This is a genomic window from Ferruginibacter sp. (assembly GCF_031391665.1).
GTDB lineage: Bacteria > Bacteroidota > Bacteroidia > Chitinophagales > Chitinophagaceae > Ferruginibacter.
Window position 1 is genome coordinate 1 of the sequence record NZ_JANMUN010000144.1, and the last position, 21863, is coordinate 21863.

24 protein-coding genes are annotated in these 21863 nt (G+C 36.1%); 11 read left to right on the forward strand and 13 right to left on the reverse strand.

What is annotated here, in order from left to right; genetic code table 11:
• Positions 1 to 735, reverse strand: a 735-nt coding sequence (locus ACY651_RS10360) for a PQQ-dependent sugar dehydrogenase (RefSeq protein ID WP_462252386.1), incomplete at its 3' end; no start/stop codon positions are given.
• A gap of 110 nt (positions 736 to 845) precedes the next feature.
• Positions 846 to 1439: a 2OG-Fe(II) oxygenase gene (locus ACY651_RS10365; RefSeq protein WP_462252388.1), complete on the reverse strand. Its 594-nt coding sequence runs from the start codon at positions 1437 to 1439 to the stop codon at positions 846 to 848.
• Positions 1440 to 1551: 112 nt separating this feature from the next.
• Between ACY651_RS10365 and ACY651_RS10370 the strand changes: the two genes are divergently transcribed.
• On the forward strand, positions 1552 to 1929 hold the full coding sequence (locus ACY651_RS10370; RefSeq protein ID WP_462252390.1) for an SRPBCC domain-containing protein: 378 nt from the start codon (positions 1552 to 1554) through the stop codon (positions 1927 to 1929).
• A 12-nt stretch (positions 1930 to 1941) separates the two neighbouring features.
• On the opposite strand, the gene ACY651_RS10375 is transcribed toward ACY651_RS10370, so the two are convergent.
• Positions 1942 to 2292: a hypothetical protein gene (locus tag ACY651_RS10375; RefSeq protein WP_462252392.1), complete on the reverse strand. Its 351-nt coding sequence runs from the start codon at positions 2290 to 2292 to the stop codon at positions 1942 to 1944.
• A 288-nt stretch (positions 2293 to 2580) separates the two neighbouring features.
• On the opposite strand from ACY651_RS10375, the gene ACY651_RS10380 reads away from it, so the two are divergent.
• Complete coding sequence (locus ACY651_RS10380; RefSeq protein WP_462252394.1) at positions 2581 to 3120, forward strand: GNAT family N-acetyltransferase; 540 nt, start codon at positions 2581 to 2583, stop codon at positions 3118 to 3120.
• Between the two features lie 41 nt (positions 3121 to 3161).
• On the opposite strand, the gene ACY651_RS10385 is transcribed toward ACY651_RS10380, so the two are convergent.
• Positions 3162 to 3713, reverse strand: coding sequence for a DinB family protein (locus ACY651_RS10385; RefSeq protein WP_462252396.1), 552 nt, complete (start codon positions 3711 to 3713; stop codon positions 3162 to 3164).
• A 228-nt stretch (positions 3714 to 3941) separates the two neighbouring features.
• On the opposite strand from ACY651_RS10385, the gene ACY651_RS10390 reads away from it, so the two are divergent.
• Entirely contained in the window at positions 3942 to 6440 is a 2499-nt protein-coding gene (locus ACY651_RS10390; RefSeq protein ID WP_462252398.1) for a cation-translocating P-type ATPase, read from the forward strand.
• A gap of 92 nt (positions 6441 to 6532) precedes the next feature.
• Here the strand turns inward: ACY651_RS10390 and ACY651_RS10395 are convergent, their stop codons facing one another.
• Positions 6533 to 6982 carry a cold-shock protein gene (locus ACY651_RS10395; RefSeq protein ID WP_462218823.1) on the reverse strand — a complete coding sequence of 150 codons (450 nt, stop codon included), beginning with the start codon at positions 6980 to 6982 and terminating at the stop codon, positions 6533 to 6535.
• A gap of 221 nt (positions 6983 to 7203) precedes the next feature.
• Positions 7204 to 7968, reverse strand: a complete 765-nt coding sequence (locus ACY651_RS10400; protein ID WP_462252400.1) for an SDR family NAD(P)-dependent oxidoreductase — start codon at positions 7966 to 7968, stop codon at positions 7204 to 7206.
• 326 nt (positions 7969 to 8294) lie between these two features.
• Here ACY651_RS10400 and ACY651_RS10405 point away from each other — a divergent pair, with 326 nt between their 5' ends.
• Positions 8295 to 8789 (forward strand): gluconokinase, encoded by a 495-nt coding sequence (locus tag ACY651_RS10405; protein ID WP_462252403.1) that lies wholly within the window; start codon positions 8295 to 8297, stop codon positions 8787 to 8789.
• A 2-nt stretch (positions 8790 to 8791) separates the two neighbouring features.
• Here ACY651_RS10405 and ACY651_RS10410 read toward each other — a convergent pair whose 3' ends face one another.
• Positions 8792 to 9583, reverse strand: coding sequence for an NIPSNAP family protein (locus tag ACY651_RS10410; RefSeq protein ID WP_462252405.1), 792 nt, complete (start codon positions 9581 to 9583; stop codon positions 8792 to 8794).
• Positions 9584 to 9680: 97 nt separating this feature from the next.
• On the opposite strand from ACY651_RS10410, the gene ACY651_RS10415 reads away from it, so the two are divergent.
• On the forward strand, positions 9681 to 10433 hold the full coding sequence (locus ACY651_RS10415; RefSeq protein WP_462252407.1) for a sulfite exporter TauE/SafE family protein: 753 nt from the start codon (positions 9681 to 9683) through the stop codon (positions 10431 to 10433).
• Positions 10434 to 10439: 6 nt separating this feature from the next.
• On the opposite strand, the gene ACY651_RS10420 is transcribed toward ACY651_RS10415, so the two are convergent.
• The 3 genes from ACY651_RS10420 to ACY651_RS10430 all read right to left on the reverse strand — a co-directional run bounded on the left by ACY651_RS10420 (position 10440) and on the right by ACY651_RS10430 (position 12460).
• Positions 10440 to 10568, reverse strand: a complete 129-nt coding sequence (locus tag ACY651_RS10420; protein WP_462252409.1) for a hypothetical protein — start codon at positions 10566 to 10568, stop codon at positions 10440 to 10442.
• Positions 10569 to 10594: 26 nt separating this feature from the next.
• Entirely contained in the window at positions 10595 to 11320 is a 726-nt protein-coding gene (locus tag ACY651_RS10425) for a LytR/AlgR family response regulator transcription factor (protein ID WP_462252411.1), read from the reverse strand.
• A gap of 114 nt (positions 11321 to 11434) precedes the next feature.
• Positions 11435 to 12460, reverse strand: coding sequence for a sensor histidine kinase (locus ACY651_RS10430; RefSeq protein WP_462252413.1), 1026 nt, complete (start codon positions 12458 to 12460; stop codon positions 11435 to 11437).
• A 167-nt stretch (positions 12461 to 12627) separates the two neighbouring features.
• Here ACY651_RS10430 and ACY651_RS10435 point away from each other — a divergent pair, with 167 nt between their 5' ends.
• Together ACY651_RS10435 and ACY651_RS10440 are read left to right on the forward strand one after the other, a co-directional pair.
• A complete protein-coding gene (locus ACY651_RS10435) occupies positions 12628 to 13290 on the forward strand; it encodes a dioxygenase family protein (protein ID WP_462252415.1) in 663 nt (220 codons plus the stop codon).
• 10 nt (positions 13291 to 13300) lie between these two features.
• Entirely contained in the window at positions 13301 to 14242 is a 942-nt protein-coding gene (locus ACY651_RS10440; protein WP_462252417.1) for a Kelch repeat-containing protein, read from the forward strand.
• 173 nt (positions 14243 to 14415) lie between these two features.
• On the opposite strand, the gene ACY651_RS10445 is transcribed toward ACY651_RS10440, so the two are convergent.
• Complete coding sequence (locus ACY651_RS10445) at positions 14416 to 14925, reverse strand: GNAT family N-acetyltransferase (protein ID WP_462252419.1); 510 nt, start codon at positions 14923 to 14925, stop codon at positions 14416 to 14418.
• A gap of 376 nt (positions 14926 to 15301) precedes the next feature.
• Here ACY651_RS10445 and ACY651_RS10450 point away from each other — a divergent pair, with 376 nt between their 5' ends.
• The gene (locus ACY651_RS10450) at positions 15302 to 15595 is read left to right on the forward strand and encodes a PKD domain-containing protein (protein WP_462252421.1); all 294 of its coding nucleotides are present in this window, start codon (positions 15302 to 15304) and stop codon (positions 15593 to 15595) included.
• Between the two features lie 175 nt (positions 15596 to 15770).
• A complete protein-coding gene (locus ACY651_RS10455; RefSeq protein WP_462252423.1) occupies positions 15771 to 16787 on the forward strand; it encodes a metal-dependent hydrolase in 1017 nt (338 codons plus the stop codon).
• A gap of 25 nt (positions 16788 to 16812) precedes the next feature.
• Here the strand turns inward: ACY651_RS10455 and cls are convergent, their stop codons facing one another.
• The gene (cls, locus tag ACY651_RS10460; protein ID WP_462252426.1) at positions 16813 to 18258 is read right to left on the reverse strand and encodes a cardiolipin synthase; all 1446 of its coding nucleotides are present in this window, start codon (positions 18256 to 18258) and stop codon (positions 16813 to 16815) included.
• Positions 18259 to 18621: 363 nt separating this feature from the next.
• On the opposite strand from cls, the gene ACY651_RS10465 reads away from it, so the two are divergent.
• Positions 18622 to 19131 carry a hypothetical protein gene (locus ACY651_RS10465; protein WP_462252428.1) on the forward strand — a complete coding sequence of 170 codons (510 nt, stop codon included), beginning with the start codon at positions 18622 to 18624 and terminating at the stop codon, positions 19129 to 19131.
• A 68-nt stretch (positions 19132 to 19199) separates the two neighbouring features.
• Here the strand turns inward: ACY651_RS10465 and ACY651_RS10470 are convergent, their stop codons facing one another.
• Positions 19200 to 19706: a GNAT family N-acetyltransferase gene (locus tag ACY651_RS10470; protein WP_462252430.1), complete on the reverse strand. Its 507-nt coding sequence runs from the start codon at positions 19704 to 19706 to the stop codon at positions 19200 to 19202.
• A gap of 320 nt (positions 19707 to 20026) precedes the next feature.
• Here ACY651_RS10470 and katG point away from each other — a divergent pair.
• The coding region (katG, locus tag ACY651_RS10475; protein ID WP_462252432.1) for a catalase/peroxidase HPI at positions 20027 to 21863 on the forward strand (1837 nt) is incomplete at its 3' end.

The following is a 21863-nucleotide window of genomic DNA, read 5'->3' on the forward strand; positions in this document are numbered from 1 at the left end:
AGGATTTATTTCTAAAATGTTAGCCCTTCTTATTTCATTTTCCATTCCGTGTTCGGCTGCATTACTGCCCGAGCCAATCGAAATATAAATTTTATCCCCTTTTTTATTGGCAATAATATTTCTCGACCAGTGATTGTTATAACCGCCCATTGGCAGATCCACAATTTTTTTTCCTGCACCTGCCAGGGCGGTATCGCCAATTTTATACTCAAACATCAGTAACGCATCAGTATTACCCACATAAAAATGATCATTTAATATCAGCATGCCCAAGGGTTGATTTAATTTTTCTGCAAAAACAAAACGGCTTTCAAAAATGCCATCTTTATTTTTATCCTTGAACATAGTGATGCGGTTGGCACTGGTGCCATAATGCTGCGTTTTTATTTTTCGGGAAAGTTTTGCCCCAAGTTTTTTAATTCCCTTTAATACGGTGTTGGTTTCTGCCACAAAAATATCGCCGTTACTGCCCACATATATCCATCGGGGATGGTCGAGGCCATCAGCAAATTTTGTAACTTCAAACCCTTCCGGCGCTATGGGTGTTTTACCTTCAGGCCATCCAACTACTTTGCTGTAATTTTTTGTTGATTTGGTGCTGTAAGGCTCTGGCAGCGTATCTTTCACCGAAGCCGAAGAACTGGCTGGGTTTTTAACAACCTTAGTTTGAGAAGTTGTATTTCCGCAGGCAAATATTGTAGTAACTAATAAAAGAAGACAAATATTTTTTATCATGGTTGAGTAATGTTTGTAGAAAATGTAATTATAAATAATCTAAAACAATGCCATAAATTTTTGAAAAATAATTTTATGTCATCCCCAGCTTTTGAATTCAAGGCATGATATTACATTCGCTTCAACCATCCAGTAATACTCATTCTGCTGCGGTTGGCTTTTATTACTTCATGTTCCATCTCATCGCTTTTAAAAAATACTGCAGTTTGCGATTGCGGTTGAATTTTTTGTGCCGTTTCATTATGATACACTAATAATTGCCCGCCATCTTCCTCCAGCCAGTTGTTGTTTAAATAATTTATAAGAGAATATTTACGGTCGCTGTCATTTTTAAACTGGTCTTTATGCCGTTTGTAAAAACTGCCTTCTTCATACACAGCATAATGAAATTCGTAACCATTAATGCCGGTGTAGCAGGTGCTGTTAAGGCGGTCGATAAAATTTTCTATGTGCAGTAAAAATTCCTGTTCATAAATATTGTCGTGGCTTTTATCCATCCAGTAAATTTTATCGCCTCTCATTTTTTGATTGGCATCTTTTACCTCGTTGTTACCAATACCGGCAGCGGTCATCAAATCATCTTTTTGCAATTGAAGAATATTTTCATGCAATCCATTACTCAGCTCTTCATTTAAAAAATCATTGTCAACTCCAACATTGTTATCAAGATAACTGTCAATCAATACATCAAAGCGGTTTGTCATTGTAAAATATAATAATTAAAAAGGGTAAGGTAGTTCTTTTAAAGGTTAGCCTACTGGAGCATTTTTTTAAAATAGTAAAAATGTTTTTATCTTTATACAATTATAACAGTAAATGAAAGACTTTAAAAAATATTACATTATTCCGGCAACAACAGAAGAAGTTTACCTGGCATTAACATTACCACATACCATTCAGCTATGGACGGGGGAGCAGGCAGAAATGAGTACCGAACCCGGCAGCGAATTTTCTTTGTGGGAAGGAAGTATTGTTGGGAAAAATCTTGCTTTTGAAGAAAATAAAAAAATTGTACAGCAATGGTATTTCGACGGGCAGGAAGCTGAATCAATTGTTACTATAAAATTGCATCCGCATAAACAGGGTACGTCTGCAGAATTACAGCACACCAACATTCCTGATGAGGCCTATAAAGAAATGGTAGAAGGCTGGGATGATAATTATTTTGGTTTGCTGATAAGATTTTACTCCTGATAAATACAGCATTTATTTTTTTAATGCCCACCATGTCCATACCGCTCCGGCAAAATCTGCGGCGCCAAATAAAATAAGCATTGGCGAAACATAATTAAGCAATACAAATGCAGTAAAAGAAAGAAAAACAAATATTCTTGTTGGAATAGTGTGTTTAAAAAATGCCTGTATATTACCAGCACCGGCACGGTGATAATAATAACCAATACACAAAGCAAGTACACCCACAACCCTTATCCAAACTTCGTTTGTATTGGGCAGTTGTAAAGTAGTTAGTAAAAAATTGGGAACAGCAATTAAAGTAATCCCTGTAACATACAAATAGAACCCAAAATAGCAAACAGATTTGGCAGCAGCTGTCATGGTGGTTGATTTTAATTAGGTAAAAGTGTTAGTGGTTAAAGATATAAATTTTATTTGCTTAATCAAAGTGCTGTATAAAAAAGGTGCATTTCAAATTGTCGCTAAAGCGTGGAGCCTGGCAGGAAATTTTAACGCAAAGAAAATGAAAAAAGGAAATTTCGCAAAGGTTCTCAGCGTAACTCCGCCATCTCATTTTCTCTGCGTTGAAAAAAAATTGCGGCAATTTGAAATGCAACTTATAAAAAAACGGCTCCACATCATTTAAAATATTTTAATTTTGATGGTATCATGCTTATATTCTCAAATCCTCAAATTTCCATTGCAACAGTTGCAGATGCTGCAAATATTGTTGCCTTGCTTAACAGTGCTTACCGGGGCGAAAGTTCAAAACAGGGCTGGACATCCGAAGCTCATCTTATTGCAGGTAATGTGCGTACAGATGAAAATGATCTGCTAAATATAATGGCGCAGCCCAACGGTGTTGTTTTAAAACATATAAATGAACAACAAAAAATTATTGGTTGCGTAAACCTGCAGCAGCATGATAAAAAAATTTACCTCGGTATGTTAAGCGTATCGCCAAATTTACAAGGCGCAGGTATTGGCAAACAATTATTAAAAGCTGCTGAAGAGTATGCCATGTATTTGCAATGCGCCGCAATTTATATGACGGTAATTACTGCAAGAACAGAATTAATTAACTGGTACAACCGCTACGGCTATAATGATACCGGCGAAAGAAAACCATTTATTGAAGATAACTTGACCGGCAGGCATTTGCAACCGTTAGAGTTTATGGTGCTGGAAAAAATAATTACTGCAGCATAAAAATATCCGCAGTGCAGCGGATATTTTTTAAAAAGAAATTATCAGAATAATCTTTCGTCGGGTGGTTTTATACCCTGCAGGCGAATATAGATAGTAGCCTGACCACGATGATGTGTTTGATGTTCAAATGTTTTCATCATCAATGCCATTCTGGTTGCTTCCATCCCAAACAATTTCTTTTTCTCTCCCCATTTATTTACATCAGCATTTTTTACTGCATTAGTACAATAGTCGTAGCTGGCAGTTACATAATACATAACAGAATCTTTTTTTTGTGCAGCGGCGCTGTGCTCCAGGTCGGCCTGCATAAAAGAAGGCGGTTGCATATCCGACGCATTGGACATTAAAAATAAATTTCCCTGGGCAAGGTGCAGCATTTGTTGTGCAAAACTCCTGATGCTGTCCACAGCTTTAAAAGAGTATTTATCGGCGGGCATTTTGTTGAGGTAATCAACCGTGTAAGCTTTTGCCCGTTCCCAGTCCTTTACCATTTGTGCTTTAGTATCTTCGGCACTTATAGATTGTGCTTTTACTACAACAGCAAACGTAAAACAGGTTAAAAAGAGCGTTGCTCTTATAATTATTTTTTTCATAAAAATGTTTTAGCTTAACAAATTAATAAAAAAAGAAGAAAGGCCAAAGTATTCTTTTCTCAATTTCTTACAACAAAGAAAATAATAAGTATGCATAGCTTAAATACTGCAACTGGTTTTACAGCTGTATTTAGTAAGCAGGCATTTTTACATCTTTATGAGTAATATCATTGCAAATAGTGTTTAACAACAACCCAATAGTTAGTTTTAAATTCTAACTTAGTTTTAATGGATATTTTAAAAGACAAAGGATTAACGCCAGGGCAGGTAACCGCCAGCCGCCAGCAACATGGCAGTAATACGCTTGAAATGCAGGAAGACCGTGTGCTGCTGCAGGCAATTAAAGAAGTGGTGCTGGAACCAATGTTTATTTTATTGCTGGCCGCATGTATTATTTATTTTGTGGTGGGGCAGTATAAAGAAGGAGTAATTATGCTGGTATCAATATTTATTGTTGCCGGCATTTCTTTATTTCAGGAGTACCGAAGTAAAAATGCCGTGCAGGCATTAAAAAAAATATCGGCAGCAAAAGCAAATGTGTTACGCAATGGCATTGAAGCTAAAATAAATACTGAAGAAATTGTAGTAGATGATGTATTACTTTTAGAAGAAGGCGAAGTAATAGCAGCTGATGGATTAATTGTAACCGCCAACGATTTTACTATTAATGAGTCAATTCTTACAGGGGAATCGTTTGCGGTTACTAAAACAGCAGATACAAAAAGCAGTGTTTATAAAGGAACATTAGTAACAAGCGGCAGCGCTTCAATAAAAGTTAATGCTGTAGGATTGAAAACTATGTTTGGTAAAATTGGGGTATCACTAAAAGAAATTACCAAAATAAAAACACCGCTGCAATTACAGATACGTTCTTTTGTACGCAATATGGTTTGGATTGGTGCAGCAGCTTTTTTAATTGTAGTCGGGTTTAATTATTATCAGTCAGGTGACGTTGTTCATTCTTTTTTACAGGGTCTTACATTAGCAATGAGTATTCTTCCCGAAGAAATTCCTGTGGCATTCAGCGCCTTTCAGGCATTGGGTGCATTTAGGTTGTTGAAGAATAATATTATTGTAAAGCAACCGCAGTATGTAGAAACACTGGGCTCTGCCACTGTAATATGTTGCGATAAAACCGGTACACTTACGCAAAATAAAATGAGCATAGCATATTTGTATGATGCTTTTTTAAAATTGTCTGTTGCTGTAAAAGACAATACTTCACTGCCGGCAGTATTAATTGAATACGCTATGTGGAGCAGCGAAACCAATCCTTTTGATCCGATGGAAAAAGCCATTCATGAATTGTATGAAAAAACAGCAATTGCAGATAAAAGAGAACAATCTAAACAGGCACATGAATACCCCATTGGTGGTAAGCCCCCGATGATGACACATATATTTAAAAATGAAAACGGTGAAACTATTATTGCTGCTAAAGGTGCACCGGAAGCCATTTTAAGACAAAGTAATTTGCCTGCAGCCGAATTAAAAAACATTGAAGAGCAGTCTATCGCTTATGCAAAATTGGGTTATCGTGTTTTAGGTGTTGGTAAAGGAATATGGGCAGCAAAAAAATGGCCGGTAGCGCAGGAAGAATTTGAGTTTGAATTTTTAGGATTAATTGCCTTTCAGGATCCACCAAAAGAAAATATTACTGAAACAATAAAAATATTTCGGGAGGCTGGTATTGCAGTAAAAATGATAACGGGTGATTATGCAGCAACAGCTTTAGCCATTGCAGCTCAGATACAGTTGGATCATAACAGTGAAGTGCTAACAGGACAAGAGGTTTTGAATCTTACTAAACAAGCATTGCAACAAAAAGTACAACAGGTAAATATTTTTGCAAGAATGTTTCCTGAAGCAAAATTAAAAGTGATTGATGCACTAAGAGAAAATGGAGAAGTAGTTGCCATGACCGGCGATGGAGTAAACGATGGCCCTGCATTAAAAGCAGCACATATTGGCATTGCAATGGGGCAGCGTGGGAGCGAAGTGGCAAAAGCTGCGGCTTCATTAATTATTACTGACGATGATCTGGCCCACATGCCAGATGCCGTTGCATCTGGCAGAAAAATTTACGACAACCTTAAAAAAGCCATTCAGTACATTGTATCTATTCACATACCCATTATACTTACGGTAACATTACCGTTACTGCTGGCGTGGAAGTTTACCGATATTTTTTCGCCGGTGCATGTTATTTTTTTAGAATTAATTATGGGGCCAACCTGCTCTATTATTTATGAGAACGAACCCATGGAGCCCGGTACAATGCAAAGGCCGCCAAGAAAAGCAGGCGCAAGTTTTTTATCACTAAAACAATTAACGCTTAGCATTATTCAGGGCCTTATGATTACCGCAGCGTGTTTAGGCATTGGTTTTTATTACATGCAAAACGGAAATGATGAAAGCACCGTAAGGACAATAATTTTTATTACACTTTTATTCAGCAATATTTTTTTAACACTGGTTAACCGTTCTTTTATTTATTCGATTTTTAAAACTTTAAGGTATAAAAATAATTTGGTGCCGCTTATTATTGGCAGTACGCTTATTTTTATCGGTGTAATGATTTATGTGCCGTTTGTAAGAGATTTATTCAGGTTAAGCCAATTATCATTTGAAGTGATAGTTGCCTGCATAGTGGTTGCAATAGCAGGTACATTATGGATTGATATCTGGAAAATTGTAAAAACAAAAAAGGCTGATAGCATAAACTGATCAACCTCTCTACGTAATAATTGTAACTGAAAATATTTTATACAAACACCAGCAAATGCAAAACTTGTTCTGCTGGTTAATAAAAATAAAATTTAAGTTGCAGGTGCTAACCTAACATTTACCGCATTGGCACCTTTTGGCCCCATCTCTACTTCAAAAATTACTTTACTGTTTTCCTGCACAGGATCTTTAAGCGAATTGATGTGTACAAAAACACTTTCTTTAGTTTCCTGATCTTTAATAAATCCGTATCCTTTTTCGCCGTTAAAAAATGTAACTGTTCCTGTTCTTATCAAATCAGCCGCATCCATTTCCCCTTGCCTTGGTACACCAATTTCAATATCTTCAAGCTTGATCTTTCTCATTTTTTTAGGATCGGGAGGTGTGGCCGATATGTTACCATTCTCATCAATGTAGGCCATCATATCATCCATACTTTTAACCTTAGGATTTTCTTTACGCTCCTGCATCCTTTCTTTTTTCTCTCTCTTACTTTGCATTTTTTTCTTTTCTCTTTCTTTTTTATTCCAGGTTTCCGCCATAATTGTTTTTATTTAATGATTAATATTGTTAAACGGTGAGGTTTGAGAGGATGATCTGGAGAAAAAGGGGAAGAATATTTCGGCAGATTTTGGCAAAGATAAAGATAATTAGCGTGGTATTGTAATCTTTACAGCATCTGCACTGCTTAATTGTATAAAATGTGCTTAAAATTCAATGTCTTTTTAAAAAAGTTGAATAATACATTTAAAACAGTTACACATCATGTATTAATACCACCGCTCACTTCAATCCGTTGCCCGTTAATCCATTTGGCATCTTCGGTACAAAGAAAAGCCACCACGCTGCCAATATCATCAGCAGCACCCACACGGCCCAGCGGCGATAAAGTTCCCATCATGGCTTTTACCTGCGGATTACTTCTTATAAAACCGTTATTAAAATCGGTTTCCACAGGTCCGGGTGCTACCACATTGGCGCCAATACCTTTTGCGCCTAATTCTTTAGCAAGATATTTTGTAAAAACTTCTATAGCGCCTTTCATTGAGGCATAAACTGAATAACCGGGATTGGAGAAACGGGTAGTGCCGGTGGAGATATTTATTATTCTTCCGCCTGTATTTAAAATGGGGACACATTTTTGCGTTAAAAAATAAATTCCTTTAAAATGTACATTTAAAAAATCGGTAAACAATTCTTCTGTTACATTCATAAAAGGTACGGTTGCACCCATGCCGGCATTGTTAATTAAAAAATCGAAGGATGTGGTGTTCCATTTAATTTTCAATGTTTCTTTAATAGTGTTTACAAAAGTATCAAGGGAAGCAAATAAGCTCATATCCAGATGCAGTGCAATGGCTTTTTGCCCCATGGCTTCAATTTGTTTCACCACTTCCAGCGCTTCGGTTTCTTTACTGCGGTAGGTGATAATAACATCAATCCCTTTTTTTGCAATACTGATGGCCATATCTTTTCCCAGGCCACGGCTGCCGCCGGTTACTACTGCAATTTTTGTTGGTGCCGTCATAGCTGTAATCTTTAAAAACAAATTTATAACATAACCATCATCTGCTGAAAATGTTTAGCACAAATAACAATAAGTTTATTCTATACCAATTAGAAATTAATCTTTCCTATTAAAAATTTGTCAGATTGAGGCACTAATACACAGCATCCTGCGGATAAAAGAAAAATTTACGCTATTTGCAAATGACAAAACTTCGATTCCATTTGAGTGTCTGGCTGAGCTTGTCGAAGCCGATGTGCTTCTTTAAACCCGCTTTCGACAAGCTCAAGCTGACAGTCAAATAATTTAATGTCTAATTGGTATAAAATGATAAATTTGATATCAGTATGATAAACAACATTATTTATATTATGGGGGTTTCGGGTTGCGGAAAAACTACAATTGGAAAATTATTATCCGAAAAAATTGCTGTTCCTTTTTTTGATGGCGATGATTTTCATTCGGCAGCTAATGTAGAAAAAATGAAAGCGGGGGAACCGCTAAATGATGAGGACAGGATTGAATGGCTGCAAAAAATTAATGAACTTGCTTTTGAACAGCAGCAACTGAAAGGTGCCATTATTGCCTGCTCTGCACTTAAAGAAAAATACCGCATTGTACTTAACAGTGGTATAACAAAACCGGTGTGGATATTTTTGCAGGGCAGCTATCAAATTATATTTCAACGTTTACAAAACAGGCAGGGGCATTATATGCCTCCGGCACTTTTGCAATCGCAATTTGATAATTTAGAAATACCGCCCAATGCATTTAGTATAAATATTGCGAACGAACCTGCAACAATTGTGGAATTAATTCTGGATAAGCTAAACGAAGAATAATTTTAAAAATCCGAATATTCCAGCGGTTGTAAAAACATAATATCAATGTGCGATACATTGTGCTGGTATTCCGGCATTGCCGATAATTTTTTCCAGACAGGAGAATCTACAAAACTTTTCCAGTGAGCATCTCTGTCGGCTTTATTTTCAAAACTGGTCATGTACATTAAGTTGGGCATATGGCTGCCGGCAATTACTTCTGCATAAAAGATGGCATTAAAATTTAAGCTTTTAAATAAATCTACTTCTCCGCCTTCGTTAAACATGTGTACTTTATTGGCAAATATTTTTTCTGAAGCGCTTTCGTAACTGCGTAGTTCGTACACTCTTTCATTTTTTGGGGCAGTAAGTTTGGGTAACTGCATTTGCGGCGCTAATGAAAATGCTTTTAATATAATAACCTCCATTCTTTTGTAAGCAGCATTGGTATAAACTGCATTAATGTATTCGGTACCGGCTGTTTGATATGTGGCATCCTTACTCAATTTTTCTGCAATAACTTGTTGGTCTTCTAAATTTTTTATAGGCATGTACACATAAAGCATCTTCACAGCAGCAGTATCATTAGCTAAAGCCTTAAATACACCAATATTTTTATAGTTCATTTTATGCAATGCAGGCAGCAAGGCGTTTTTTAGATAATTGTTTAAAACGGTTTCCTGTGCTGCAGTCGTATATTGATAAACCGTTAGCTGGTAAATCTCTTTTTTAGGTTTATTACCACCATATGCAAATGAATTAATAGAGAAAAAACAAATGGCGAATAAAATGAATTTGGCGAAAAATGATTTCATGATGATTTAACTTTTAAATTGCAGCGACAAATTAAAGGAAAATATTTATATAGCGATCTTTTGTTTTTTTGCAAAGGGTTGCAACCTCATAAAAATTATGGAAATACTTTCTTCTTATTCTTTAACCAATTGGGTATTGATTTTACTGGGAGCTTTTATCATTGGCCTGTCTAAAGCCGGGTTAAAAGGTATTGATATGATGAACGTAACCATTATGGCGATTGTATTTGGTGGCAAAGCTTCTACCGGCATTGTGTTGCCGCTTTTATGCGTTGCCGATATTTTGGCGGTAATGTATTATCACCGGCATGCAAAATGGCCACACTTTTGGAAACTTTTGCCATGGATGATTGCCGGTATTTTAATTGGAGTGTATGTGGGTAAAGATTTGGATGAAATATTATTTAGAAAAATAATGGCAGTAATAATTGTACTTACCGTAATCATTATGTTGTATTTAGAAATTAGAAAAACACCGGTAGTGCCGCATAATATTTTTTTTGCATCAGGATTGGGTTTGGCCTCAGGTTTTACTACTATGCTGGGTAACCTTGCCGGGGCATTCTCCAATATTTATTTCTTAGCCATGCGCATGCCCAAAAACGATTTTATTGGTACAGCCGCCTGGGTATTTTTAGTGATCAATCTTTTTAAATTACCTTTTCAAATTTTTTACTGGAAAAACATAACTGCATCATCTTTACAAATGGATCTGTTTTTATTGCCTGCATTATCAATTGGTTTTTTTGCAGGTTTAAAAATTGTTGCTAAAATAAAAGACGATGGCTACAGAAAAGTAATACTGGCTTTAACGCTTGCCGGAGCAATTGTTATTTTTTTAAAGAGGTGAAGGGGTTTATTTTACTTTTTCGTTATTGTGTTCAACTTTAAAATTATCCTGTTTATACCAATCATAAACGTTTGCGCCAACTAATGCTGCAAAAATGAGTATTGCAATAAGTATAAGAATGGTTTTTAATTTCATAAAATAATTTGGCCTTAACTCAAAAACTATCTTTTTAAAAATTTCCCTTTCAGTAATTTCTCCATCACTTCATCTTTAAAATTGCGGCTTACCGGTATTTGATGATTACCTGTTTGAATAATATTGCCATCAATATTTTCAATTTTTGAAACTGCAATAATATACGATTTATGTGTTTTAATAAATTGCGTGGCGGGCAGGTATTCTTCCACCGCTTTAAAAGTAAGATAAGTAATGTGCTTTTTTTCTTTGGTATGAATAACTACATAATTCTGCAATGCTTCGGCAAATAAAATTTCATCAAAAAAGATTTTTACTAATTTATTTTCTGCTTTAATAAAAAAATAATCAGGTGCCTGGTCACCTTGTTTTGGTTCATCCATGTTTATCTGCCTTACCTCATAAAACTCTTTAGCACGTATAGCAGCTTTTAAAAAGCGGTCAAACGAAATGGGTTTTACTAAGTAATCCAGTGCATTCAATTCAAATCCCTCTAGTGCAAATTGCGGATAAGCAGTTGTAAATATTACCGGGGGCGGATGATGCAACGTTTTAAAAAAATCGAGGCCAGTAATTTTAGGCATCTGTATATCTAAAAAAAGCAATTGCACTTTTCCACTGCTGAGCTGTTCTGTAGCCTTTAAAGCGTTATCAAATTCGCCTGAGAGATCAAGAAAATCGATATCAGCAATATATTCCTTTAAACCTTTTCGGGCAAGGGGTTCATCATCTATAATAATACAGTTGATCATTTTAATAATGCTTTTAAAATGCCTGCGATTAGTAATAATGCAAGAGCAGTAAATAATACCCAAAAGGTTTTAAACTGTTTCTTTTTACGCAGCAGTAACCCGGTAAGCATGCCTTTAAATTTTAAGTTTAAAATTAATTTTATAAATATCATCCTTATTTTCAATTACCAGTTCGTGTTGGTTTGGGTAAAGCAACTGCAGCCTTCGTTTTACATTAGTAAGGCCAATGCCACCATGTTTTTCTGTTAGTTTAACGCAGTTTTCTTTAGAATTCTCTACAGCAAATTCAAACAATCCGTTATGCCTGCTTAAATGCACTTTTACAAAATTGGCCTGGTTTGTTTTATGCGAAATATGTTTAAATGCATTCTCCACAAAAGGAATCAGCAGCAGCGGTTCAATAAAAAAATCTTTTACTTCGGGAGCACAATTAAACTCCACCAGGTAATTTTCATCTTTGCGTAATTTCTGCAGATCCACATAATCTTTAAGGTAATCAATTTCTTTTTCTACCGGTATTTTTTCTCCATTGGCCTCATACAACTGGTAACGCAACATATCCGAAAATTTATGCAACGCCTGCCTGGCATCAGCATTATTTTTATCAATTAAAAAATAAACAGAGTTAATTGAGTTAAAAAGAAAATGCGGATTAATCTGCGATTTAAGAAAACTTAATTCGGCTTCAGCTTTTTCTTTTGCCATGTCAGTCATTTTTTTCTGCAACCTAATCTGGTCAACTACCAGTTTAATTGCAGCGCCGGCGGTAACTAAAAAAAAATGTGGAATAACATTGTCGTAAAGCCGCACTTTTAAATTGGCGCCAAAATTAAGTAACTGATCGTTGTTGAGTATTTTGCCTATCAGGGACATTTTAATAATACTGCTGCAAAAAATAAGTGCAATAAATATCAGCCCAAAAAGCAAATATTTTTTTTTGTAAAGAAGTTGTGGAATAAGCATGTAATTGGTAATATAAATAAGCAGGGCAAGATCAGCCACTTTTAGTAAAGTAATCTTAAATGCCCTTTCCTGGCTGGAATAATCTTCGTACCGCAGCATGTACCACAAACCAAAAACCAACATCCATATCAGCAGATGATGCAATTTGTAGCGTAAAAAAAACGGAGCGTTATGCATAGTGTAAAATAAATTTACAAAATCTATTTGGTAAATCCATTTACACCAACTGCAGGTTTTACTTTACAACAGGTATTTTTTCGCTTCGTCAAGTGTTTTATTCCCTTTATGTAATGCATTTGCAACCTGTTTTTTTTAGGTTGAAATTTGGGTATAAATTAAAAGTGATGAAACAATTATTTCTTTTTACCATTTTATCGGTCACTGCAGCACTCAACGGTTGCGGACAAACCCCACCAGTAAGCAGTAATAAAAAAAATGCGGCAGATATAAAAGCAGGCGGAAACTGCGAAGGCTGCGAAGCAGTTTATGAATCGCCGGTTAGTTTTAAGCAATTAAATAATATTGATACGTTGCCCGATTTTAATGAGGCTGGTACAAAGATCGAGATCAGCGGCATCATTTTTAAACCAGATGGCAAAACACCTGCGGCGGATGTGGTACTATATATTTATCATACCGATCAAAAGGGGCTTTACGCAAGAAAAGGTAATGAGCAAGGTTGGGCTAAGCGCCATGGTTATATACGTGGCTGGATAAAAACTGATAAAACGGGTTTTTATAAATTTTACACCTTAGTTCCGGCATCTTATCCCAACAGTAATAATCCAAAACATATTCACCCCACAATAAAAGAACATGGCATTAGCGAATACTGGATTGACGAATTTCTTTTTAACGACGATCCTTTATTGCCTGATGCGGAGAAAAATAAAATAGATCCGGTTGGAGGTAATGGTGTTTTAAAAACGGTGTTTGTTAATGGGGTACTGCATGCTGAAAGGAATATTATCCTGGGGAAAAATGTAAAAGATTATCCAAAACAATAAAATATCGAGTATGAAAAAGTTCAAATTATTTTTTGCCGTCATTGCTGTTATTTATATTTTAAACGCTTGTCATGGCCATTCAAAAGCAAATGTGTTGGGCATTGTGGAACCAACAACATTAAGCCTTTTGCCAATTTATCAATGGAACGAAATAACACCTGTTGCTGATTTTTCTAAAAGTTATAATTTTCAATTGTTTTCGCTACATGATACATTATGGGCTTTTCATCCTGATGGCAACTGGTTTTCAGTAAACGGAAAAAACTGGACAAAAAGTGAGCTTATCAATAGTATTAACAATCTTGCATTTTTAGATTATATAGTTTTTAAAGATGCAGTTTATGGCCTTGGGCATTTTGAAGGAAATATTGAAAAGTTTACACTAACATCTGAAATATATAAAACAAATAATTTAAAAAACTGGACGGTGTTTGCAAAAGCAAGTAATTTACCCAGGCGTTTTTTTTATCACCCTTTTGTATTTAAAAATAAAATTTGGATAGTTGGCGGCAGCGATGGCAACAATTCTTTTGCAGATGTGTGGAGTTCTGACGATGGTGTTGACTGGTTGAAAAAGGCAGATAATATGCCCTTTGGTAAAAGAGACGGCAGCCACTTTGTAATTTACCATGATAGGGTGTACATGATTAACAATGATGTTTGGTCATCTGCAGATGGTATTAACTGGGTGCAGGAAACAAAAGAATTAGTAAAAGGAGAAACGGTTTATGGTTCTGCCGTAATAGTTTTTGATGATAAAATTTGGTTGCTGGGCTGCAACAGAAATGCAAAGTTTAAAAGCGAAATACTGGTAAGCGATGATGGAAAACAATGGAAAGCAGAAAGGGCACCATGGAGCCCAAGAGGAGGAATAGCAGCATGCATTTTTAACAACCAAATATTTATGACGGAAGGAAAATATGGTGGACTGGATATTGCCGGACAAACATAATTTATTTACAGCAACGATGTTTGGTCGTTAGAAAAACTGTAGTAAGTCAACATGAAATGCAGTTATTTTAAATCAGTATAGCCATGATTTTTTGTATTTCATGTTGGCTTTTTGCTCTGTTTTTTATAGATATATTTGATAAGGTAGAAGGGAGGGAGCGGTTACAATATTTTTTACAATTTTATTTCAAACAAACATGCTGGCATATTATGATAATGATCGGGCAGTCCATTTGTATTTTTTAAATTAAACATACCCAAAAAATTAAAACCTGCATTGGTATAATGTGCTATTAATTTTGTGTTGTTGCCGAGTGTATCTAACCGCACAAATTTTTTGTCATTAAGCTTTGCATATTGTTTAGCCCAGGTTGTAATCAGTAATACAAAATTTTTACCCCTGAAATTGGGATTGGTTGCAATACGGTGAATGTAAATCGCAGCATCGGCATTTCGTTCTTCCCAAATTTGTTCATCACTAAAAGTAGTAGCCCAAACGCAGGCAATTTCGTCATCAATAATTAATTTCCATTGCCTGTTTTCAGCAATTTCTGTTTCTACAAGTTCCTTTTCAAAATTGGGCCACACCACTACGGTTTGTTTTTCTTTTTGATAGGCTGATGCTATTGCGTATAGCCGGAATATTTCATCAATATCCGTTGTGGTGCAATTTTCTATTTTCATTTTGTTTAGTAGTTAGATATAATTGGTGGTGCAAATGTCGCAGCTTTTATGCTTTTGTACTAAAAAAATAGTAGTAAGTTTTTCAAATTGATTTTCTGTTGCCTTTTAATTATCAACTTAAAGAGTTATAGCTGACAGGCTCACAAAAATTCCAAATACATTTAAACTGATTGCCTTTTTGTGTCATTAAAAATTGGATAACAAGAATTGGCATGCTTTTATAAACAGTATAAGTAAGATAGCAGTAGGATACCTGAATAAATAAAGAAATAAAGGTGGTAAAAGGCTAAAAATTAAACTTGGAGAAATTGTTATTGAAATAATAGGGGAAATTCTTACCTGTACTGAGTAATTTTTTCTCTTCAATCCCACAAATATGAAACTTATATTTTTTTTATTGTTCCCGGTTTTTGCAAATGCTCAAGTAAAGCCATTACTATATCAATGGAGAAAAATCTCAGGGCCTTCGCAGTATAAAATTGTATCCCCAAAATCAGCTACTACTAAAGTTACTAATCTTGTTGCAGGAAAATATTTGTTTGAATTAAAAGTAACCAACAGTAAAAATCTTTCTGCAAGGGATACAATGGTATTAAATGTAAAGCCGCCACTAAATAAAGCATTGGCCAAAAATGAAACAGTGACTGCGATTATTAAATCTCCAAATTAAATATTTTTCCAAAAACTCTTTTTAACATTAATTGACTGCTGTGTAAGTAAGATTGCATTTTCGTTTAAAACGATCTATACTTATTTCTGCAAATTTAATTTTCTCTCATCATTTTAGATTGTATATTAATTGCATTGACTGCTGCTAATTGAATATCTTTAGTGCAACAAAAAAAATGGATACGCTAACACATATTGCCCTTGGTGCATGCATGGGTGAAGCCTTTGCAGGAAAAACAGTAGGAAAAAAAGCAATGCTGTGGGGTGTACTTGCACAAAGTGTTCCGGATATAGATTTTGTGGCAGCTTTTTGGTTAGATACTTCAAGTAATTTATTGGCTCACCGTGGATTTACACATTCTATATTGTTTGCAGTAATTATTACGCTGCTTATGGCTGTGCTGGCAGAAAGATGGCACCGGCCGCACAATATTTCTTTTAGGCGCTGGACATTTTTTTTTGGCGCTGCAATTTTAACCCATATTTTTTTAGATGCGTTTAATAACTACGGCGTGGGATGGTTTGAACCCTTCAGCCATTACCGTATTTCTTTCAATATTATTTATGTTGCCGATCCTTTTTTTTCTATTGTATCCGGCATTGCATTGGTTATGTTATTATTGCTAAAGCAAAAAAATAAAAAAAGAATTTTCTGGTGGAAATTCAGTTTGGCTATTAATTTTTTATATCTCTGCTACGCTGTTATTAATAAAATAATTATCAATCGTGATGTACAAAAGGTATTGGCAAAGCAGGAAATAAGATATACCCGTTATTTTACAACTCCTGCACCATTGCAAAATTGGTTATGGTATGTTGTTGCAGGTAACGATAGTGGTTATTATACTGGTTACCGTTCGGTATTTGATAAAAGCCCGGAGATGCAGCTGCGGTATTTTCCCCGTAATACTTTTTTACTGGACAGTCTGCCTGCTGATAAAAATTTAGCCGCAGATCAACTCGTCAAATTTTCTCAACAATTTTATACAGTAGAAAAAAAACAGGATACGCTAATTTTTAATGATTTGCGCTTTGGACAAATCATTGGCTGGCAAAATCCTGAAGAATCATTTGCATTTTATTATTATTTGCATCCTGATATTGATAATACGCTGGTGGTGCAACGTGGCCGCTTTGCAAAATGGAACGGGCAGGTGTTTAAATCATTAGTAAAAAGAATTGCAGGGAACTGATACTGTATGCCAGCTGTAATTTTTTTTATAAAGAAGGGGAGAATAAACGGGCAAATTTTTCGGGAAACTGGGTTAGCACCGAACGCTTATACCATTGCCTGGCATCTAACTTTTTTGCATGTTTCAGATCATCAAAAAAAACAGTCCGCATTTTTTTTGAAAATGCAGCATCATAAATGATGGCATTCACTTCAAAATTTAATTCAAAACTACGGTGATCCATATTAGCAGTACCTACCATCGATAATTTGCTGTCGGTTACAAGTGTTTTTGCATGCACAAAACCTTTTTGGTAAAGATATATTTCCACACCGGCCTGCAAAAGTTTATTGTAATTTGCTTTAGATGCAGCGTTTACCAGTTTCGAATCGCTTTTACCCGGCACCAGCAATTTAACAGCAAGGCCGCTGGAGGCTGCAATCATTAATGCATCAACAATACTTTCTCCCGGAATAAAGTAAGGTGTAGTAATAAGTATTTCTTTTTTTGCCAGGTTAATGGCCTGCAGTACAGAAAATAATACTGAGGGCTGAGCTGAGTTGGGGCCACTGCCAACAATTTGTACATAAGTATTTTCTTTAACAGCAGCAGTATTATCAAAATATATTTTGTTGGGTTTTAAACTGCCGGGGCAGCAAAAATTCCAATCGGTTAAAAAAAGATACTGCAGGTAATATACACCAGGCCCGTCAATTCGCAGGTGGGTATCACGCCAGTATAATTGCTTTTTTTTATTGTTTACATACTTGTCGCTTACGTTTATGCCACCCACAAAACCGGTGTATCCGTCAATAACAACAATTTTTCTGTGGTTGCGGTAATTAATACGGTTGGCCAGTAAATAAAAATGCACTTTATGAAAGGGGAATATTTCAATACCGGCATCGAGTAAGCGCTTTTCAATTTTCTTTTTTATAGTTGGGCTGCCAAAATCATCATAAATAAACCTTACCTGCACACCTTCCTTTGCTTTACGAATAAGCGCCTCAATAACAGCGGTACCTGTTTCATCACACTCATAAATATAATACTGCAGGTGAATATGGTGCTTTGCTTCACTAATAGCTTTAAGCAATTCAGGAAATTTCTCTTCACCATTCAACAAAAGTTTTACACGGTTATGGCCTGTAACGGGGCTTTGCAGCGATCTTGTAAGCATTGCTGCCAATTCAACATTATCATCACCTTCAATATCTTCCAAATTCAATTCCACTTCATTATAATGCAGTATATTTTTTTTCATTTGCTGCATTATTTTTTCATCCTCGCTGCTCTTATTCGAATACAATTTCTTTCTCCAGTAATTAATGCCAAATGCCAGGTAAAAAAGAATACCAAAAACAGGTATAAAAATGCAGAATAAAAGGTAAGCCATAGTTTTGGTGCTGCTGCCTGTTTCATAAATGTTGCGCAGGCAAACCAGTATAACTATGGCAATGTAAATTATTAATGCAAACCAGGTCCAGTTCATAAAACAGGTTAATATCCTTCAAAGCTATTCTATTGTTTTTAATAAGAGTGAAAATGATGCAAGGGAATGCATCGTTACTGTTATCTGTATATTAAATTTAAATGAGCGGGGGAGAGCATTTATAAGACTTTATTATTGAGGTATAAAAAAATCATCAACCGAATTAAGGATTATTTTTTTTACCCATTTCATACAGTTTTTCAGCTGTTTATATTACTGAACTGCATCGCCACGTATATTCCCGGGAAAAGGGCAGGAGTCAAGCCAAATGACAGCCTTAGTATTCTAAAAAAAATTACCCTTTTTTCAAATAAAAGCATCTTGGATACGTTTATAGTAAAAAATACCCCAAATCCAACCCGCATGAAACAATTTTTACCCGTTTTGGTTGCCTTATGTTGCCCCATTTTTGCTTTTTGCCAGGATATTACCGGCCTTTGGAAAGGCACCATGTATAACGATTCCACCCAAAAATCTTTACCCTACGAAATGGTAATTAGTAAAGAAAACGGAAAGTACACCGGCTATTCTCACAGTTGGTTTTTAGTGGATGGTAAAGAATATTATGGCGTTAAAAAAATTAAGGTACGTGTGGCTAAAGATGGTAAAATAATTATTCAGGATGCCGAACTTATAGAAAACAATTATCCCGGCGGTCCCGACAAAAATGTGTACCAGTTAAATGTGCTGGACCTGGCCAACAGTGGCAACGAAATTACTTTACAAGGTCCGTTTGTTACCAACCGCACAAAAGTTTACACTGAGCTTACAGGTAGTATAAATGTAAAAAAGGTAAGTGAATTAAGCGGAAGTGAATTAATGAGTTTTTTACAAAAAACTGGAATGGATAAAAGTTTTACTGCGGTAAAATAAAAAGTAAAATATTTATTTCTTTTATAAATTACTAAGGCAATATCTAGCGTTGCCTTTTTCTTTTTACTTTAAGATAAACTTCCAACTTCATTGGTATAAATATGAAGCACCTCATTTTCTACTTCAATCTTTTTCTCAAAACGAAATCCAAGTTTAGTTAACAGTTTTATAGAACTTATATTTTTCGGCAATGTTGTAGCGAGAACAGGATTATACTCCGGATTTTTGCTTACCACCGATAATACTTCTTTTGCTGCTTCACAGGCATATCCGTTACCATTAAACTGTGGCAAAAAAGCAAACCCAATATCAAAATGCTCCAAATAATTTCGTTTGAGAAAGGAAATTATACCAATTGGTGTATTACTGTCTTTAATACTAACTACCCAGTAAAATAAATTTTGAGTGTTCAGTATTTTGTTGATATACGCAATAGCATCATCTTTTGAATGCACATTCCTGTCTCCAATAAATTCAATCCATCCAGGGGAGTTTAAAATGGCAATAATAAATTCATGATCTTCTAAAGACAGTAAATTAAGAGTAAGCCTTTCTGTAAAAATTTTATTCTGCATTTTTAAATATAAAATGTTGTTTGGTAATTTACCACCTGCGGTATTAATTTTACATTAACGGTTTAATTTTTAAGGCGTTTTGCTTTTCATTCCGTCTGTAAAATGTAATTTTATTTGCAAACCAAATATACATTACTCTGCAGTAATTAATTTACCGCTGGGAAGTAAACTGGATTTTTTTTAGAATAAATACTGTATCATCATACAGTCAACAAAGGTTAAGTTCATAATATTTATCTATAAGTATATAAATTTTATAGATAAATGTTATCCCAAGATTATTGTATGTTTGAACCTTAAACAATAAAAATTTATTACAAATGGACAATAACACATCCCCAGACACCCCAGCATTAGACGTTAACAATGAAAGCAGTGCCAGCAAATGCCCGTTTTCAGGAGGAGCACTCAAGCAAAGTTCCGGCAGCGGTACAAGAAACCGTGACTGGTGGCCCAATCAATTAAAGTTAAACATACTTCGTCAGCACTCTTCTTTATCAAACCCATTGGGAGAGTCTTTCAACTACGCAGAAGAATTTAAAAGCCTCAATCTGGATGCTTTGAAAAAAGACATTTTTGAGTTAATGACTACCTCCCAGGATTGGTGGCCTGCTGACTATGGTCATTATGGCCCGTTCTTTATTCGTATGGCCTGGCACAGTGCAGGTACTTACCGCATTCAGGATGGGCGTGGCGGCGGCGGCTTCGGCACCCAGCGTTTTGCACCGCTAAATAGCTGGCCCGATAATGCCAATCTTGATAAGGCACGTTTGTTACTTTGGCCGATAAAAAAGAAATATGGTAAAAAAATTTCCTGGGCTGATCTTATGATCCTTACCGGCAATTGCGCTATAGAATCAATGGGTTTACCAACCTTTGGTTTTGGTGGCGGACGTGAAGATGTATGGGAGCCGGCAGAAGATATTTATTGGGGTTCGGAAAAAGAATGGTTAGGCGGGGACCAACGTTATACCGGCGACCGTAACCTGGAGAATCCATTGGCTGCGGTTCAAATGGGATTGATTTATGTAAATCCGGAAGGGCCTAACAGCAACCCAGACCCGCTGGCTTCTGCCCGTGATATTCGTGAAACTTTTGGCCGCATGGCTATGAATGATGAAGAAACCGTAGCACTTATTGCCGGTGGGCACACTTTTGGTAAAACCCATGGCGCTGCCGACCCCGGAAAATACGTGGCTGCAGAGCCAGCAGCTGCCGGTATTGAAGAACAAAGCCTTGGTTGGAAAAATACTTACGGCAGTGGTAATGCAGGCGATACTATTACAAGTGGTTTGGAAGGCGCATGGACAACAACTCCAACAAAATGGAGCAATAATTATTTCGAAAATCTTTTTGGTTACGACTGGGAGCTAACCAAAAGCCCTGCCGGAGCACATCAATGGAAACCAAAAGATAACGCTGGCGCCGGTTTAGTACCAGATGCTCATGACCCTGCAAAACGTCATGCGCCATTTATGTTGACTACCGATATTGCTTTAAAAGCAGACCCTGCTTACGAAAAAATTTCAAGACACTTTTTCGAAAACCCTGATCAATTTGCTGATGCGTTTGCCCGTGCATGGTTTAAACTAACGCACAGGGATATGGGCCCACGTGTCCGTTACCTGGGTAAAGAAGTGCCTGCAGAGGAATTAATTTGGCAAGATCCTGTTCCGGTTGTTACCTACGAATTGATAAATGATGCAGATATTGCAGCATTAAAAAGTAAAATACTGGCTACTGGATTATCTGTGTCTGAATTGGTAGCTACTGCCTGGGCATCAGCATCCACCTTCCGTGGTTCTGATAAACGTGGCGGTGCTAACGGTGGCCGTATTCGCCTTGCACCGCAAAAATATTGGGAAGTAAATAATCCCGGGCAACTGTCTAAGGCACTAACTGCACTGGAAGCAATTCAAACTGCATTCAACAATGAGCAGACTGTAAATAAAAAAGTTTCGCTGGCCGACCTGATTGTTTTAGGTGGTTGTGCTGGTGTTGAGCAGGCTGCAAAAAATGCAGGACATGATTTAACTGTGCCTTTTAAAGCAGGAAGAACCGATGCAACGCAGGAACAAACCGATGTGGAATCATTTGCAGTCCTCGAGTCTGAAGCTGATGGGTTCCGCAACTACATGAAAACTAAATATACGGTAT

Coding starts and splice junctions, on each gene's coding strand:
- ACY651_RS10405 (WP_462252403.1), top strand. CDS start 8,295: ATGATAAACAACATTATTTATATTATGGGGGTTTCGGGTTGCGGAAAA.
- ACY651_RS10420 (WP_462252409.1), bottom strand. CDS start 10,568: ATGAAATTAAAAACCATTCTTATACTTATTGCAATACTCATTTTTGCA.
- ACY651_RS10380 (WP_462252394.1), top strand. CDS start 2,581: ATGCTTATATTCTCAAATCCTCAAATTTCCATTGCAACAGTTGCAGAT.
- ACY651_RS10385 (WP_462252396.1), bottom strand. CDS start 3,713: ATGAAAAAAATAATTATAAGAGCAACGCTCTTTTTAACCTGTTTTACG.
- ACY651_RS10400 (WP_462252400.1), bottom strand. CDS start 7,968: ATGACGGCACCAACAAAAATTGCAGTAGTAACCGGCGGCAGCCGTGGC.
- ACY651_RS10425 (WP_462252411.1), bottom strand. CDS start 11,320: ATGATCAACTGTATTATTATAGATGATGAACCCCTTGCCCGAAAAGGT.
- ACY651_RS10370 (WP_462252390.1), top strand. CDS start 1,552: ATGAAAGACTTTAAAAAATATTACATTATTCCGGCAACAACAGAAGAA.
- ACY651_RS10450 (WP_462252421.1), top strand. CDS start 15,302: ATGAAACTTATATTTTTTTTATTGTTCCCGGTTTTTGCAAATGCTCAA.
- ACY651_RS10470 (WP_462252430.1), bottom strand. CDS start 19,706: ATGCAGAATAAAATTTTTACAGAAAGGCTTACTCTTAATTTACTGTCT.
- cls (WP_462252426.1), bottom strand. CDS start 18,258: ATGAACTGGACCTGGTTTGCATTAATAATTTACATTGCCATAGTTATA.
- ACY651_RS10455 (WP_462252423.1), top strand. CDS start 15,771: ATGGATACGCTAACACATATTGCCCTTGGTGCATGCATGGGTGAAGCC.
- ACY651_RS10445 (WP_462252419.1), bottom strand. CDS start 14,925: ATGAAAATAGAAAATTGCACCACAACGGATATTGATGAAATATTCCGG.
- ACY651_RS10410 (WP_462252405.1), bottom strand. CDS start 9,583: ATGAAATCATTTTTCGCCAAATTCATTTTATTCGCCATTTGTTTTTTC.
- ACY651_RS10395 (WP_462218823.1), bottom strand. CDS start 6,982: ATGGCGGAAACCTGGAATAAAAAAGAAAGAGAAAAGAAAAAAATGCAA.
- ACY651_RS10365 (WP_462252388.1), bottom strand. CDS start 1,439: ATGACAAACCGCTTTGATGTATTGATTGACAGTTATCTTGATAACAAT.
- ACY651_RS10430 (WP_462252413.1), bottom strand. CDS start 12,460: ATGCATAACGCTCCGTTTTTTTTACGCTACAAATTGCATCATCTGCTG.
- ACY651_RS10435 (WP_462252415.1), top strand. CDS start 12,628: ATGAAACAATTATTTCTTTTTACCATTTTATCGGTCACTGCAGCACTC.
- ACY651_RS10375 (WP_462252392.1), bottom strand. CDS start 2,292: ATGACAGCTGCTGCCAAATCTGTTTGCTATTTTGGGTTCTATTTGTAT.
- ACY651_RS10465 (WP_462252428.1), top strand. CDS start 18,622: ATGAAACAATTTTTACCCGTTTTGGTTGCCTTATGTTGCCCCATTTTT.
- ACY651_RS10415 (WP_462252407.1), top strand. CDS start 9,681: ATGGAAATACTTTCTTCTTATTCTTTAACCAATTGGGTATTGATTTTA.
- ACY651_RS10390 (WP_462252398.1), top strand. CDS start 3,942: ATGGATATTTTAAAAGACAAAGGATTAACGCCAGGGCAGGTAACCGCC.
- ACY651_RS10440 (WP_462252417.1), top strand. CDS start 13,301: ATGAAAAAGTTCAAATTATTTTTTGCCGTCATTGCTGTTATTTATATT.